Source organism: Shouchella phoenicis, assembly GCF_047238345.1.
In the GTDB taxonomy this organism is placed as follows: Bacteria; Bacillota; Bacilli; order Bacillales; family Bacillaceae_D; genus Shouchella.
Window position 1 is genome coordinate 3,803,565 of sequence record NZ_JBDFMQ010000001.1, and the last position, 14,918, is coordinate 3,818,482.

The 14,918-nt window shown below is 34.2% G+C and carries 15 protein-coding genes; 5 read left to right on the plus strand and 10 right to left on the minus strand.

What is annotated here, in order from left to right:
• Positions 1–97 precede the first annotated feature (97 nt).
• The 6 genes from ABC361_RS20185 to ABC361_RS20210 all read right to left on the minus strand — a co-directional run bounded on the left by ABC361_RS20185 (position 98) and on the right by ABC361_RS20210 (position 6,631).
• Positions 98–805 carry a cytochrome c biogenesis CcdA family protein gene (locus ABC361_RS20185; RefSeq protein WP_413075617.1) on the minus strand — a complete coding sequence of 236 codons (708 nt, stop codon included), beginning with the start codon at positions 803–805 and terminating at the stop codon, positions 98–100.
• A gap of 12 nt (positions 806–817) precedes the next feature.
• Positions 818–2,014, minus strand: coding sequence for a c-type cytochrome biogenesis protein CcsB (gene ccsB / locus ABC361_RS20190; RefSeq protein WP_413075618.1), 1,197 nt, complete (start codon positions 2,012–2,014; stop codon positions 818–820).
• Positions 1,998–3,662, minus strand: coding sequence for a cytochrome c biogenesis protein ResB (gene resB / locus ABC361_RS20195; RefSeq protein WP_413075619.1), 1,665 nt, complete (start codon positions 3,660–3,662; stop codon positions 1,998–2,000). Before resB ends, ccsB begins: the two co-directional genes overlap by 17 nt.
• A gap of 11 nt (positions 3,663–3,673) precedes the next feature.
• Complete coding sequence (gene resA / locus ABC361_RS20200; protein ID WP_413075620.1) at positions 3,674–4,198, minus strand: thiol-disulfide oxidoreductase ResA; 525 nt, start codon at positions 4,196–4,198, stop codon at positions 3,674–3,676.
• 324 nt (positions 4,199–4,522) lie between these two features.
• Positions 4,523–5,941, minus strand: coding sequence for a sensor histidine kinase (locus ABC361_RS20205; protein ID WP_413075621.1), 1,419 nt, complete (start codon positions 5,939–5,941; stop codon positions 4,523–4,525).
• Between the two features lie 9 nt (positions 5,942–5,950).
• Complete coding sequence (locus tag ABC361_RS20210; protein WP_413075622.1) at positions 5,951–6,631, minus strand: response regulator transcription factor; 681 nt, start codon at positions 6,629–6,631, stop codon at positions 5,951–5,953.
• 191 nt (positions 6,632–6,822) lie between these two features.
• Here ABC361_RS20210 and ABC361_RS20215 point away from each other — a divergent pair, with 191 nt between their 5' ends.
• From ABC361_RS20215 to ABC361_RS20235, 5 genes are read left to right on the plus strand one after another with little or no spacing between them, the layout of a single operon-like run.
• The gene (locus ABC361_RS20215) at positions 6,823–7,521 is read left to right on the plus strand and encodes a DsbA family protein (protein WP_413075623.1); all 699 of its coding nucleotides are present in this window, start codon (positions 6,823–6,825) and stop codon (positions 7,519–7,521) included.
• Positions 7,518–7,949: a disulfide oxidoreductase gene (locus ABC361_RS20220; RefSeq protein ID WP_413075624.1), complete on the plus strand. Its 432-nt coding sequence runs from the start codon at positions 7,518–7,520 to the stop codon at positions 7,947–7,949. The genes ABC361_RS20215 and ABC361_RS20220 overlap by 4 nt, the downstream gene beginning before the upstream one ends.
• Positions 7,946–8,704: a cytochrome c oxidase assembly protein gene (locus tag ABC361_RS20225; protein ID WP_413075625.1), complete on the plus strand. Its 759-nt coding sequence runs from the start codon at positions 7,946–7,948 to the stop codon at positions 8,702–8,704. The genes ABC361_RS20220 and ABC361_RS20225 overlap by 4 nt, the downstream gene beginning before the upstream one ends.
• 35 nt (positions 8,705–8,739) lie before the next feature.
• Entirely contained in the window at positions 8,740–9,033 is a 294-nt protein-coding gene (locus ABC361_RS20230) for a hypothetical protein (RefSeq protein ID WP_413075626.1), read from the plus strand.
• Between the two features lie 44 nt (positions 9,034–9,077).
• Positions 9,078–9,956, plus strand: coding sequence for a cation diffusion facilitator family transporter (locus tag ABC361_RS20235; RefSeq protein ID WP_413075627.1), 879 nt, complete (start codon positions 9,078–9,080; stop codon positions 9,954–9,956).
• An 853-nt stretch (positions 9,957–10,809) separates the two neighbouring features.
• On the opposite strand, the gene ABC361_RS20240 is transcribed toward ABC361_RS20235, so the two are convergent.
• The 4 genes from ABC361_RS20240 to ABC361_RS20255 all read right to left on the minus strand — a co-directional run bounded on the left by ABC361_RS20240 (position 10,810) and on the right by ABC361_RS20255 (position 14,024).
• Positions 10,810–11,043, minus strand: a complete 234-nt coding sequence (locus tag ABC361_RS20240; protein ID WP_413075817.1) for a TraX family protein — start codon at positions 11,041–11,043, stop codon at positions 10,810–10,812.
• A gap of 403 nt (positions 11,044–11,446) precedes the next feature.
• On the minus strand, positions 11,447–12,382 hold the full coding sequence (locus tag ABC361_RS20245) for a metal ABC transporter solute-binding protein, Zn/Mn family (protein ID WP_413075628.1): 936 nt from the start codon (positions 12,380–12,382) through the stop codon (positions 11,447–11,449).
• A gap of 12 nt (positions 12,383–12,394) precedes the next feature.
• Entirely contained in the window at positions 12,395–13,285 is an 891-nt protein-coding gene (locus ABC361_RS20250; protein ID WP_413075629.1) for a metal ABC transporter permease, read from the minus strand.
• Positions 13,286–13,289: 4 nt separating this feature from the next.
• Positions 13,290–14,024, minus strand: coding sequence for a metal ABC transporter ATP-binding protein (locus ABC361_RS20255; RefSeq protein ID WP_413075630.1), 735 nt, complete (start codon positions 14,022–14,024; stop codon positions 13,290–13,292).
• Between the last annotated feature and the right edge of the window lie 894 nt (positions 14,025–14,918).

The window sequence follows — 14,918 nt, forward strand, 5'->3', positions numbered from 1 at the left end:
GATCGTTTGATTATTATATTAATGTCACTGCTACATTATGTCAATAGACATTCAAACGTTCATTTGAATATCTATTGATTATTTCTTAGCATTCTCTTTAAAAACCCATAAAACCGTTAAAAACGTTATTTACAAGAAAGGATGTTAATCGAGTTAAGCCATCAAAATACAACAACACGCCAAAAAGAATCATCATGAATCCACCAATACGCATAATACTAGCTGAGTGTTTTGATAGCCAAGATACCCTGTTAATAAACAAAGTCATGATGATAAACGGAACGGAGAAACCTATAGAGTAGACAAACATATAAAATACGCCTGATTGGGGACTGCTAAGACTCAAGGCAATTACTGAAGCTAATATAGGACCGATACATGGCGTCCATCCTGCTGCAAAAGCCAGGCCAATTAAATAAGTCCCTACATACCCACTCGGGCGGCTACTCAAGGATAATTGTTTTGTTTTCATCATGAAGGTTGGTTTAACCAGCCCTATCGTTACTAATCCAAAGACAAGAATTATTACTGCTCCTATTTTTCTTATCAAATTATTATAATTAATAAACCACTCTGCAAAGAGAGTGGTCGACAGCCCAAGAACGACGAAAATGGTTGAAAACCCAGTAATAAAAACAAATGTGTGTAACAAAGCACCACTGGTTAGACCCTTTTTTTTCTTAATATCTGAAATTGAAATTCCGGTTATATAGGATATGAACATCGGATACAAAGGCAAATTACAAGGAGATAGAAATGACAGTATTCCTGCACCAAGAACAAAAATTAAATTAACATCTACCATATTAAAGACCCTTTATGCATAAGAGTGTAGTCCAGCAATTACTAAATTGACAACTAGCAGATTAAACATGATAATGCCAAATCCAATTACGAGGAGCCATGCGGATTTAGAGCCATGCCAACCTCGAGCTAAACGGAGGTGCAAGTATGCAGCATAAAATAAAAACGTGATGAGTGCCCATACTTCTTTTGGATCCCACCCCCAAAACCTTGTCCATGCAATCTGCGCCCAAATCATGGCAAAGACAAGACCACCTAGCGCAAAGATAGGAAAACCAATCAAGATTGATCGATAGCTAATCTCATCAAATAAAGCAGGGTTTACATTTTTTAAAAGAGGTTGAATACGGCTTGCTAATCGTTTACGCAATATCAACCTTAACCCTGAATAAAGAACAACACCCGATAAAACAGACCATAGAAACGTATTTAATTTACGAGGAGCTTCTACTCCATTCATCCATGAGGGTGCTTTAACTAAAGGTCCAAATTTGTCTTGATCCTCATTTAACACTTCGCCCTCATTGGGTGCAACTAATACAGGAAGCTCATACGTTAATTCGGCATCTACGTTTTGTTCATTCGTCCAGGAATACGTTACTTGATAATTTTGAGACGAGAAGATGCCAACTGCAATAGCTATTCCTATTGCAGCTAGAAGACTGAAGAGTATCGTTTCTAGCCAAAAAGTTTGTTTAGACCGTTTTGATTGATCAACTACTCGAATTAAATAAATCAGCCCTGCTATAAATCCTATACCTAATATACCTTGGCCGATTGCAGTTGTAATTACGTGTATATGAAGCCAGTATGATTGTAGTGCAGGAATTAAAGGAGATACCTCAGTCGGGAAAACGGAGGCATATGCAATTAACACAATGACAATTGGTAAAGTAAAAATACCTAATATCGATTTCCGATAAATTAAGTACAGGATTAGAAACGCTAAAACAATTGTCATGCCTAAGAACGTCAAATATTCGAACATGTTGCTAACTGGTGGATGTCCCGCGACATACCACCTTATACTAAAGAAACCCAATTGTAGAAGAAAACCTACAATCGGTAAAGTTAACCCGATTTTCCCCCAAATTTTTGTTGCTCTAATATTTTTTTTATTTTCATAAGACAACGTAATAAATAACGCAACAAATGAAATAATATATACAAAGAATGCTGCTAATAATAAATTACTACTCAATTGTACCATCCGTATTATCCCTTCTTTTCTCCGATTCAGCCCTATCATTAAGATCATTTAAATTTATTTCAGTAATCAACTGATCCACTTCTTTTTTAAAACTAAACCCATTCTTATTTGTATGGGCAGCTATTAAAGTAGACTGTTGGCATGTTGATTTAATCCAAATCCTACGATGAGTCCAATAACTCCCCTGTAACAAACCAACCATAAAAATGATTGCACCACCGATTAATATTGATAAGGTGTAATCTTTTCTGACTGTGAGATTAGATACATGCCTAGTTTCTACACCTATAAGGTTATACACATATTGGTTTGAGTCATTAATACTGTTTGAAGTTGCTACTCCCGACCAGAAACTAACTTCATTTTCCAATTCGCCAGGGCGAACTAATTCAAAAACAAACGCTGGATTATCAGGTATCGTTGACCTTGTGCTTGGAATACCCTCATTCAAATAAAAATTCGGGAAATAGTCCGTCACGTTAAGAATGTAGCCATTTTCAAGTTCGTAAGAAGCTTCTAAGTTGAAGAGATCTATATCAACGTACTCTAGAGAATTACCAGTTTGACTATCAACTAACTCAAACCTCATTTTACTCAATTCATTTAAGCGATAACTTACTTGATATAACGAGAATCCTGAAAAAGTTAAAGGATCATTAACCTGGATTTTATAATCTTGGACCTTCTCTAAATTAGGCTCTAAAGCACTTGTAATTACTAAATCATCTTTCTTAAATAAAGTTACAGAAGTTTCAAATGTCTTAATTACTTCTCCGCCTGACCGGGCAATGGCCTCTTGAAAAACGGCATCTTCCTCATCTTCCTCATCATATAGTTCCACTAAAAATTGGTCACTTTTCAAATAGTACTCACCATTTGTTCCCGGTACCGGCATCGTATCGCCATCTCTAATCCATAAAGATTCATCGACAAACATGCCTGGGACAAAACGAAGCATTCCACCAATAAGGAACAGAATTAGACCGATATGGTTTATATAAGGACCCCACCGACTAAATCTTCCTTTTTCAGCTAGAATGGCTTGCCCATCTGAACGAATTTTGTACTTTTTTTTCTTTAATGAATCAATTAAATCTTCTCTAACTAATTCCAATTCTACATTGGTCTCGCTTACAAAACGTTGCCTTTTCATAAAGTGATCATGCTTAACAACAGATTGATTTTTAAGAGATCGATATAAAGGGAAGAAACGATCAATGCTTGCAATAAGCAATGAGATTGTAAGAGCAGCTAACAACAGTAAGTACCACCAGGATGAATACAGATTATGGAAACCGAAGTTGTAATAGATTTTTCCTAACTGCCCGTATTCTTGTTGATAGTGCTGTGCTGGATTAACATTGTTAGGTATGTACATTTCTTGAGGAAAGATTGTACCAATTGCAGAAGCAATAACTAGAATAATTATGATGCTAACTCCAATTTTAACGGACGAGAAAAAGTTCCAAATCTTATCGACAATAGTTTTCTTATATTTCTGAGACCGACGAGCAGCACCTTCATACCGCATGTTTAAGATATTTTGCTGCTTCATATCCTCATCTAACGGTTTCCCGCATTTCCTACACAATAACGTTCCTTCACGGTTCTCGTTTGCACAGGAACTACAAACAATATTTTCATTCATTTAAATCACCTCTATGGCTTAATGCTCTCCATATATTTTTCTATATCTTCCTCTGTCATTGTTCCTGTAATCACCTGAGTTACAATCCCTTCTGAATTAATAAGGAATGTTGTTGGTAGTGGTATGACACCGTAGCGTTGAACAAGCTCTCCATCTGGATCCATAGGAATTGGAAACGATAAATCATACCGTTCAACAAACCTTTTTACCGGCAAATTTGTTTCTCTTACATTTACCGCCAAGATCTCAACTCCTTGATCTTTAAATATGTTATATTGATTTTCCATGTAAGGCATTTCTTTTTCACATGGAGGGCAATAGGTACCCCAAAAATTAAGGAATACACCCTTACCTTTTAAATCAGCTAACTCAATTTGATTTCCTTCTAAGTCATTTACAATAAAGTTAGGTGCTGTGTCCCCCACTCCAATAGCAGAATTCCCTTCACTAGTGAGGCTATATATTAGAAGTGCACTAACCATTGCGAGAATTGCCACCAAGATAGCACTACGCATAATAAGTCGTTTCGCTTTCATTCTTAATCTCCTTTCCATGCCATATAATCCTTACTGTATATAAAAAGTTTGTGTTAAATATGAATAAGAACAAAAAAAACAGACATTCAACTGTCTGTTTTATCTTTAATAAGCATTTGATTTAACTTCACATTTTTGCTTAATCTTTTTTTTATACCAAAAACTAAGTATGTTACAACTGCTAGTAGAATAGGTATAAATGTAATTAAACATATCTGGAAAAACAAAATTGTTACATGAGGGTGTTCACTAGTTGTCAACCAATGTGCCGATAAGGTTAAGCAAAGCAACCCTGCTACCACAAATAAAGTTACTATAATCCAGTCAATTTTCCTCATCTTCATATCGACTCAACCCTTTTTTTTCGTTTGGTAGCATAATACTAACAGAAGTTCCTATATCACGCTGGCTTTCAATACTAATTTGACCGTTATGCAACTGGACAAGCTGTTTAGTAATAGCAAGACCTAAACCGCTCCCTCCATAAGCTCTTGAGCGCGATTTTTCTACCCGAAAAAATCGTTCATAAATTTGATCCAAATGCTCTTTCTCCATACCTATCCCTGTATCAGAAACTTCAATTTTAATTAGATTAGCTTGTCCACTTAGGAATACATCAATAGTCCCATTCTTGGTATACCTTATAGCATTTTCTATTACATTAAGCAGCATTTGTTCAATTCGCAACTCATCGCCATTAAGAGTTACTTGATTCGGTAATTTATTGTGGAAGGAAATATTATTTCCATTTTGCTTTGCACGAATTCCTGCTTTTTCAACCAGTCTTTCTATAAGTTGTGCGATGTTCACTTTTCCAATTTGAAGTCTAAACTGTCCCTCATCCATTTTTGCTAAATCAAAAAGATCATTTATGAGTGTCGACAAACGGTCTGATTCTTCTTCTATGATTAATAAATAGCGATCTCTTTCTATCTCGTCATTCCATAATTTATTTCGTATTACTTTCGCATAACCTTTTAAATAGGTAATAGGTGTTTGCAATTCATGTGAGACGCTTGCCAAAAACTCTCTCCGTTGTTGATTAGCACGGTTTAAATCTGTCTGTAAATCATTTATAGCAGCAGCAAGAGAACCAAGTTGATCATTTGAGGTTATTGGAATTTTTACCCCCGCCTCGCCTTTAGCAATTCTCCTCGCGGCTTTCTCCATGGAGATTAATGGCATAGTAAACATTCTTGATAAGAAATAAGCCAAGCCAATTCCTAATAACATTGCTCCTACTATAGAAATAAGAATAAGTATTTGAGCTGTTTCTCTTGATTGTACAAGTACATCAAGAGACCTAAACATAATGATATGTCCACTTGCATTATTAGTGTCAATAGCTGCAGCACTTGCAAGTAATGTACTTCCATTGGAAACCTCTAATGAACTGCTTAAGTAATGATGGTCGGTTTGAGTATCTAGTAGCGTTCTGATATTATCAATATCATCTTGTGTCAAATCTATATTTACATAAGAAAGCAAGTTAACATTCTCATCCAAAATAAGCATCTGTTGATTGGCTATTCTTGCTGAAGCTTCTACAATCGACATGCTATTTTCTACATTATCATCGTTTATAATTGAGGCATACTGATTTGAAAGATCAATTGCTTCCTTCTGCAATTGTTGTACATGGAAACTAGAAAAAATCTGATTAAATACATAGCCTAAAGGTAGCAATATAATGACAACTAACAAAATCATTGATGCTCCTAACTTAAAATCAATACGGTTCATAAATTCTCCTTATACAAATTTATATCCCACACCCCAAACGGTCTCTATACGGTTACTTTTTAATCCTGCGTCAATTAATTTAGAGCGTATGTTTTTGACATGGCTATCAACCGTACGCAGGGCACCTACGTACTCTATTCCCCAGATAAGTTGCAATAAATCGTCTCGAGTAAAGACACGATTAGGAGCTGAAGCTAATTTGTAGAGTAAATCAAACTCTTTGAAAGTGAACTCAACCGAGTTACCTTTAACTGAAACAGTTCTCAATTTTAAACGGATTGCTAGCTCTTCAAAAACAAGATCCCCTTTTCTAAACTCATTTTCTGACCTTCTAATCAACGCATTTATTCGAGCGGTTAGCTCTTCCGGTTCAAAAGGCTTAACTAAATAATCATCCGCTCCTAAATTCAAGCCCTCTACACGATCCTGCCAATCTTTTCGAGCAGACAATATTAAAATAGGAATATCATAATTCTCTCTTACCATTTTACAAACATCATACCCATCCATTTCCGGCATCATTAGATCCAATAAAAGGAGATCACATTTCTCCCTGTTTATTGTTTCAAGAGCTTCTTTTCCATTTTTTGCTTCTATTACATCATAGCTATTATTCTGAAGATATATTTTTATTAAATTACGCATTGTCCACTCGTCGTCTACTATTAATATCTTTTTTCTATCACTCATTAGTTGCCCTCCCTTTTTTCATCATAAAACATTCAATCATAATGTAGTCAGGTTATCAAAAAAATGTGTAGATGCTATGAAGCCAAATATAAATAGTAGATAATTTTATCTTTCTCCATTATTTCTTCACAATTCTACGTCATTCTAATAATACTTTTAGGATAATTAAAATTTCTTAAGGAGCATAAAATATGAGCAAAAATACACGTAAAACAAACAGCAATTTAGTTCTAATTGTTTTTGGCGGAACGATTCTTGTTTCAATCATTGCTGGGTTTATCATTTTTAATCAAAGTAATGATGCAGAGGACTTAGCAAACGATAAACTCGAATCCCCTAGTATCACAAACCAACCGACACTAGGGGACTCGTCAGCACCTGTCCAACTTGTTGAGTTTGGTGATTTTAAATGCCCATCGTGTAAATACTGGGATGAGGTCATATTTCCTGTATTAGAAGAAGAATTTATAAGCGAAGGGAAAATTCAATATTCATACATTAACACTCCATTTCATGGAGAAGAGTCTACTTTAGCTGCACTCGCTAGCGAAGCCATTTGGAATAAAACCCCTGATCAATACTGGGCATTTCATCATGAATTATTTGCCCAACAACCTCCCGCCTCAAACCATGACGATGAGTGGATTACAATGGATAAAGTTATTGAGGTTGCAAATAATGTTGAACTTGAATTAGATCTAGATGGTTTGCGAGAGGATATTGAAAGCGCAACGTTTCAAGATGAGTTAAATTCTGATTTACGACAAGTCGAAGTTTTTAATGTATCTGCCACTCCTACAATTATGATTAACAATAATGTACTTGAAGATCCTTTTGACCTTGACATTATTAGAGAAATTATTGCAACCGAACTGGAGAATGCGGAATGATAAAAGAAACGAAAAACCAATTTTTGCTTTATTTCGCGTGGCTAGTATCCTTAATTGCCACTATGGGAAGTCTTTATTTTAGTGAAATAAGAGAGTTTATTCCTTGTGAAATGTGCTGGTATCAACGAATTCTTATGTATCCATTGGTTATTATACTAGGATTATCTATTTTGTATAAAGATGTAAAGATAAGAAGATATGTATTGCCAATATCGCTACTAGGAATAGCAACATCTTCTTATCACTACGCTCTCCAAAAATTCCCATCTCTCTTCCCTGTATCTCCTTGTCAAGAAGGCGTGCCTTGCAATATTGCATACATTAACTGGTTTGGTTTTGTGACAATTCCATTCCTTGCACTGACAGGGTTTACTCTCATCACGATTTTTCTCTTAACTATACAGGAAAAAAAGAGGGGAACTAAATGAATATAATCCTTGATGTAACCATAGTAAGTTCCATATTATATGTTATCTTTATTTATTTAAAAAATTCTCAAAATCATGAAAACCTTTCAATTGCAAAGAAGTTAGCTTTTATTATCGGTATTGTGTTTTTTGCTATTGCAAACATCAGCATCATAAGATCTTACGGAAACCAGTTTTTTTCTGTTTTTACGATGCAACAAACACTTTTGTATTTTGTTGTCCCTCCACTTATTTTTACAGGTTTAAACGATCAACTTTTAAAACCTCTTTATTCCAATAAATGGGTTAAACCAATTTTAAATCGTATGAGTAAACCAACATTGGCCATCATTGGTTTTAACCTAATATTTGTACTGCAATTCATTCCAATTATTTTTAATTTTATTTATGGAAATTCCTTTTTACAGTTCTTAATGATGTTGATACTCCTTCCATTGGCTTTTCTAATGTGGTGGCCAGTAATCTCACCTGCAACTAAGTTTCAAACCTTACAACCCTTTGCAAAGATTATTTATGTCATTGGTTTAGCTGTCATTATGACACCTTTAGTCGCTTTTTTCGTTATATCAACAACTGTGCTTTACGCCCCTTTTATTGAATTTCATTCTGAATCAATTGTTGTTTTAGACCAACAAACTGCTGGCGTTACAATGAAAATGGCACAAATTATAGTCTATTCAGCCGTAATTGGACATGCGTTTGTAGAAGCTAAAAGACTAGATGATTTACAAACCGAGAAAGATCATTTTTTATAGAAACTTCGTATATTTTTTAAAGAAAAGGAGATCATATGAAACGTTATAGATGGATGTTTGGTGTTTTAATAAGTATCATTATTGTATTAGCAGGATTTATTATTCCCATTACAGACGGTCCATCAAATGAAGAACGTGTCGTCATAGATTATACATTGAACTTGTATAGCTCAGCTGCATGCTTTGATACTGCTGGATTCACCAATAATATTGATGAATCCACTTACGGTGAAGTTAAGGATCACAATCAATTCCTCCCTGAGTCTTCGTGTACCGCAGTCGAATTCAAAAGCGTACTTGCACCTTTGTGGTTTGCATGGTTTTTATGAACTACTTATTATGATTAAAATGGTAATTAAGGAGAGACTGTAGTATGCAAAGCCACCAAGATGCTTCAAATCATACAAATAAAAAGAACCTAATTATTGCCATGATTATAATTGGGAGTTGGATGTTTATTCAACTAATTGGAGGGTTATGGACAGGTAGTTTGGCTTTACTTGCAGATGCCGTGCATATGTTGAATGATTTTGCAAATCTTGGGATTAGCTTAATTGCCTTAATAATTGCCAGAAAAGCCGCTTCTAAACATAGAACCTTTGGAAATTACCGATATGAAATTTTATCATCAGTCTTAAATAGTTTAGCTTTACTTGTTATATCATTTTTTATTCTCAAAGAAGCAATAGCTCGCATAACAGATCCTCAACCCGTATTAGGCGGATATATGATTATTATTGCTTTTATTGGGCTAATAGCTAATTTAGCTGCAATATATGTGTTAGTAAAAAGTGACGTTAAAGGAAATCTAAACATGCGGGGCGCCTACCTGCATGTTTTAAGTGATACATTAGGTTCTGTTGTTGCAGTAGGAGCAGGTATTATAATACTTCTAACAGGGTGGTATCTCGCCGATCCAATATTGAGTATTTTAATTGCAATTCTAATTTTAATATCAGCTATTCGACTATTAAAAGATACTTTACATGTCTTGATGGAAGCTGTCCCAAGAGAAATTAATATTGACGAAGTTAAATTAAGACTTAAAGACTTTAATGAAGTTATCGATGTTGATAATCTGCACATTTGGAGTTTAACGTCTGGTATTAACGGCATGAATGTACAACTGTTTGTCAGTAAACAAGTTACCATTTATAAGCAAATAAACTTGAAACAAGAAGTACGCCAATATGTAAGAGAGAATCTTAATGTTACTTTTTTGACAATTGAAATAGAATTTGTAGACTTATAATGAGAAAACAAACATAGGTGAAACAGCAATTAGAAAAACACGATTTTTTCTAATTGCTGTTTCAAAATCATGGGGTAATTATAATTTTGACTCTTTGATGTAACTGTCTCAGTAAAGACGGCCGAACTAGCGCTCAAATCATGTATTTCCGTGGGCATTCGATGTTCTGTGTAAGAGGTAATCTTATTTATTTTAAAATCACTCTTGAATGAGATCTGCAACATATGATTTTAATGCAAATTCTCATGTAATGACAACGGAACGGAGGTATATCCAGTCGCACCATATTGGTAACTCAAATTCACCATCATAATACCTTAAGTTCTAATTTAATAAATCAGGATTTAATTCTAAGTTTTTATTTATTTAGATGAGACATGTGAAGCATATAACAAAACTTTATTCTCTGGGGAAATGTTAATTACAGTTAAAGCTATTAGATACAAACACATTGCAAATAGTATTAAATTAATACACTTGTTCTTTATAGATAATTTCATCAAGAATGATTTTTTACCTTTTTCACCGTTATACATAATGAGTAATGGAATCACCAATAGAATTCCTAAACGAAATAAAGATTCCAAACCGTTATCATTGAAGCCTGGTATTATATAAAACACCAAACCGAAAATGGTAAAAACAATCATTTATTGTTTTTAATTATTTCTAAATAATTAAAATTTAAATACCCATAATACACCTATAAAATTTAAATCCGCTGTTCAGGCCAATAAACAACAGTAGAATAAGGGAGAGCTTAAAGAACCATGGTATAGATTTAGATTGGTTAATTGTCAAAGCCACTAACCCCATAAATAAATTCCAGAGCACGCTTGTGCCTTGCCACCATTCAATACCGAGATACAAAACAAACGGAAAAAGTGGAGTTCAATGCGGAAATGAATAATCTTTTGAGATACTTAGTATTGTTTGATGTGTGAAAGTAACCTTCAGCAATAAGATAGCACATAATTGGTGCTGCTAATCTACCGAAAGAGTGTAAAACACTGTCCAAAGTTGTCCCCTCAGAAACTATCCAAATGGACGTGTGATCAACTACCATTGCAAGTATGGCAACTATTATTCAGATTTAGATAAGTGATAGTATTATTAGTACTACTATTCTTGTGAAAAGTATGGAGTTGCTATTTTACTTATGTTTTACCAATAGGTGTTTAAAATCATTTCATCTTGTTCATCTAATTTTTAAGGTCTTATTTATCTTAATCTTAGAAAAGTAAACAAATAAAAAAAGCCACCTTTCTGCTTTCCTTGTGTTTATTCTCTTTAACACTACAAATTTTGTCTTAAAAATCTATTATCATCAAGTTCTTAAACAAGCAGGTACTTCTCTAATCAGCAATCTTCCATAGGAAATGATATCAGGTAGAATTACTTTATTCGTTTATTCAACTTTTTTTATTAAAAAACATAAAAGACCGCACGCGTTGAGCGAGAGGTCTTTAAGTGAAAGGGTTAGGTAACTGCTAATTACCTAACCCTTCTATGATTTTTTTAGTATTAAACTCCATCATCTTTAAATAAGTATCACCATCTGTACCTTCTTTACCTAACGAATCAGTGTAAATTGTATCAAAAATTGGAACACCTGTTTCGTTGGATAAAGTCTCCATGCTACGTGTATCAATACTCGTTTCTACAAAAAGTACAGGTACATTGTTATCTTGAATATAATTAATTGCATTTTTCATCTGTTGGGGTGAGCCTTGATTTTCCGAGTTAATTTCCCATATATATCCTTCTTGAATATCATATGCTTTTGCAAAATATTTAAAAGCTCCTTCGCTTGTTACAAGGTGTCGACTTTCTTCATCCAGAGCAGCAAATTCTTCCAAAGTACGTTGGTGTAAGTTCTCTAAATCGGTTATATAATTCTCAGCATTTTCTATATATATTCCCTCGTTTTGAGGGTCTATATTTATTAATGCATCACGAATATTCTCCGCATAAATTACTCCATTCTGTAAATCTAGCCAAGCATGTGGATCTTCTTCTTGTTCTAACCCTTGAGTTTCTAAATAGATCGGTTCAACTCTTTCACTTACACGAAAAACAGGTTGATTATCCCCTTCTTTACCAGCTACCTCAATTAATTTTGCAAACCAACTATTACCTTCTTCAAGATTTAATCCATTATAGAAAACTACATCCGCATCCGTCATTTTCTTTACATCCTCTGGTAGCGGGTCATATTCGTGTGGATCGGAACCAATAGGAGCTAAATTATAGATATTAGCATCATCAGTAGCTATGTTTCGTGTAATATCATAAATGATAGAGTATGTTGTGATAATTTCTAGACCGTCCCCTAAATCTAACTCATTCGTTTGACCGGAATCCCCACAAGCAACAAGAGTAAATGCGATAATTGGGGAACCTATTAGAAAAGTTATTTTTCTCACCTTAAATCCTCCTTACGATTGTTTTTTGGAATGTGAATGTAGTAATTTTGTTCTTTTTTTTCTAGCTCTTATTGTCCGCCATATTAGACCTTGCTTAGGGGATAAAAAGAAAGTTAATGCAAAAAGTACACTTGCCACAACAACAATAGTTGGACCAGATGCTAAGTTGTAAGTAAAACTAAAATATAATCCTGTCACTGAAGAAATTATTCCAACACCCGCTGAAAGGTAAATCATTACCCATAATCTATTTGTAAGTAGATAAGCAGTTGCAGCAGGGGTTATTAGCATAGCTACAACTAATACGATTCCAACGGTTTGTAATGATGCGACTGTAGACATAGTAAGTAAGATCATCAAGACGTAATGAATAAATTTATTTGGCAATCCATATGCAGCTGACATTGTTGGATCAAATGTTGTAATTAAGAGTTCTTTGAAAAATAGATAGACAGTCACCAATACAATAACTGCTACAATTAATGTCATAAACATTTCAGATCTAGGAACAGCTAATACGTTTCCAAATAAAATATGATAGAGATCTGAACTACTTTGCATAAGCGTAATAACAATAATTCCAACGGCAAAAGCAGCAGTAAACATTATCCCAATGGAAGTATCACTTTTTATACGACTATTTTGAGTAATATATCCTATCCCTAAAGCAGTTACCATCCCTGTGAGTACTGCTCCATAAAAAATATTAATACCAAACATGTAGGATATGGCTACGCCTGGTAATACAGCATGGGAAATTGCATCACCCATAAGCGACATTCCTCTTAAGATTATAAAGCAACCAATAACTCCACAAATGACTCCCACGATAATAGACGTAATTAGCGCTCTTTGTAAAAATTCATACTGTAGAACAGATTCGTAAAAATTAATTAATTCCATCGTTCTATTCCGCCCCCTCTAAAAAAGATAATTGACCTTGATAAGCTTTCTTCATTACTTCAGGTCTACATACTTCTCTTGGAGATCCAAATTTAATTAATTCTTTATTTAATAACAATACTTCATCAAAATATTCCATAGCTTTACTCAGATCGTGGTGAACAATAAGTATAGTTTTTCCTAGGTCCCGTTGTTTCCTTAGAATATTTATAATAAGTTCCTCACTTGTAACATCAATACCTACAAAGGGTTCATCTAGGAAAAATAAATCAGGGTTCTGGGCTAAGGCTCTAGCTACAAAAATTCGTTGTTGCTGGCCACCAGATAGTTCACTTATTTGACGGTTTTTAAAGTCCTCCATCCTTACTTGCTTCAAACATTCTAATGCCCATTGTCTATGTTCTTTTTGTGGTCTTCTAAAAAGAGATAAGTTTGGGAAACTGCCCATGAGAACTGTATCTATTACTGTTATTGGAAAATCCCAATCAATACTACTTCTCTGAGGAACATAGGCAATTTTTTTTCGAATTTTACTAATTGAATTTCCATTAATTTTTATAGTGCCCTTGTCTATCGTTTGGAGATTGAGTATAGATTTTAATAAAGTTGATTTCCCCGCTCCGTTAGGGCCAATCACTCCGATTATACACCCATAATTCGTAGTAAAAGATACGTCATGTAAGGCTTCATTACCGTGGTAAGAAACGTATAAATTTTCAACTGCGATACCATTAACCATAAAATCAACTCCATCTATTTTTTTGCTACAGTTAAAAAAATTTTCCTAAACTTATTTTTTTTCCTTAGTGCAACTTTTTAATAATCCTATGCTAGAATTTTTATTTTGTCAACATCAAATAATGTGACAAGAACTTGTCATTAATAAAACGTCCTGTATGTACAGGACGTTTTGCATTTATCAAAATAATTTATTATACATGAAGTTTTTTTGGATCGTAACCTTTCGTTATTTAGGTTGGCTTACACACCTTCTCTGGCAAAGCTTTTCATAAGTTACGCACATCGTTACATAGTGCTCAAAGGTTAACTTATTAATCAAGCTTTTGTACTACGAATATTTCGAATAAACATGGTTAAGTTTCTTTATATTTAATTTTGCTCAACATTGTAAATCCGTATTTTCCTGACGCTCCCCCACTTAGCAACTGCCATCATCACAATTAACTCTCAGGCCAGCGAATTTTGTAACGCTTTATTTTGAGCCGTTTCCACAGCTCTAATAAAAAAAAACCTTCAGCAAGAGCCGGAGGTTCTTTTGTATTCGTCCTATATTCTATGCACTTAAACAACTATTGTGACAATAAAGTCCAACGATTAACCTGTGCCAAAGAAAACAAGTTTAACATCAATTCTTTTAGCGAAGTGAAGAGAACGACAATAAATAACTAACGATTTAAGGTAGTCATCGACTGCCTTCTTTAAGTTATGCATGTTTTTCATAAATCGTTCTACAATCAGATCAATTAGGTTCGCTAATGGATAATGCAAATCAGTTACACTATGTTTATTGATATATTGAAGTACTTCTTTTAATTGGTTCTTTCGTACAAGCAGATCTATTTCTGTGAGTGGAAGTTATGGAAATCAAGCTGCTGGGACATATTACATTGAG

Coding starts and splice junctions, on each gene's coding strand:
- ABC361_RS20185 (WP_413075617.1), bottom strand. CDS start 805: ATGGTAGATGTTAATTTAATTTTTGTTCTTGGTGCAGGAATACTGTCA.
- ccsB (WP_413075618.1), bottom strand. CDS start 2,014: ATGGTACAATTGAGTAGTAATTTATTATTAGCAGCATTCTTTGTATAT.
- resB (WP_413075619.1), bottom strand. CDS start 3,662: ATGAATGAAAATATTGTTTGTAGTTCCTGTGCAAACGAGAACCGTGAA.
- resA (WP_413075620.1), bottom strand. CDS start 4,198: ATGAAAGCGAAACGACTTATTATGCGTAGTGCTATCTTGGTGGCAATT.
- ABC361_RS20205 (WP_413075621.1), bottom strand. CDS start 5,941: ATGAACCGTATTGATTTTAAGTTAGGAGCATCAATGATTTTGTTAGTT.
- ABC361_RS20210 (WP_413075622.1), bottom strand. CDS start 6,631: ATGAGTGATAGAAAAAAGATATTAATAGTAGACGACGAGTGGACAATG.
- ABC361_RS20215 (WP_413075623.1), top strand. CDS start 6,823: ATGAGCAAAAATACACGTAAAACAAACAGCAATTTAGTTCTAATTGTT.
- ABC361_RS20220 (WP_413075624.1), top strand. CDS start 7,518: ATGATAAAAGAAACGAAAAACCAATTTTTGCTTTATTTCGCGTGGCTA.
- ABC361_RS20225 (WP_413075625.1), top strand. CDS start 7,946: ATGAATATAATCCTTGATGTAACCATAGTAAGTTCCATATTATATGTT.
- ABC361_RS20230 (WP_413075626.1), top strand. CDS start 8,740: ATGAAACGTTATAGATGGATGTTTGGTGTTTTAATAAGTATCATTATT.
- ABC361_RS20235 (WP_413075627.1), top strand. CDS start 9,078: ATGCAAAGCCACCAAGATGCTTCAAATCATACAAATAAAAAGAACCTA.
- ABC361_RS20250 (WP_413075629.1), bottom strand. CDS start 13,285: ATGGAATTAATTAATTTTTACGAATCTGTTCTACAGTATGAATTTTTA.
- ABC361_RS20255 (WP_413075630.1), bottom strand. CDS start 14,024: ATGGTTAATGGTATCGCAGTTGAAAATTTATACGTTTCTTACCACGGT.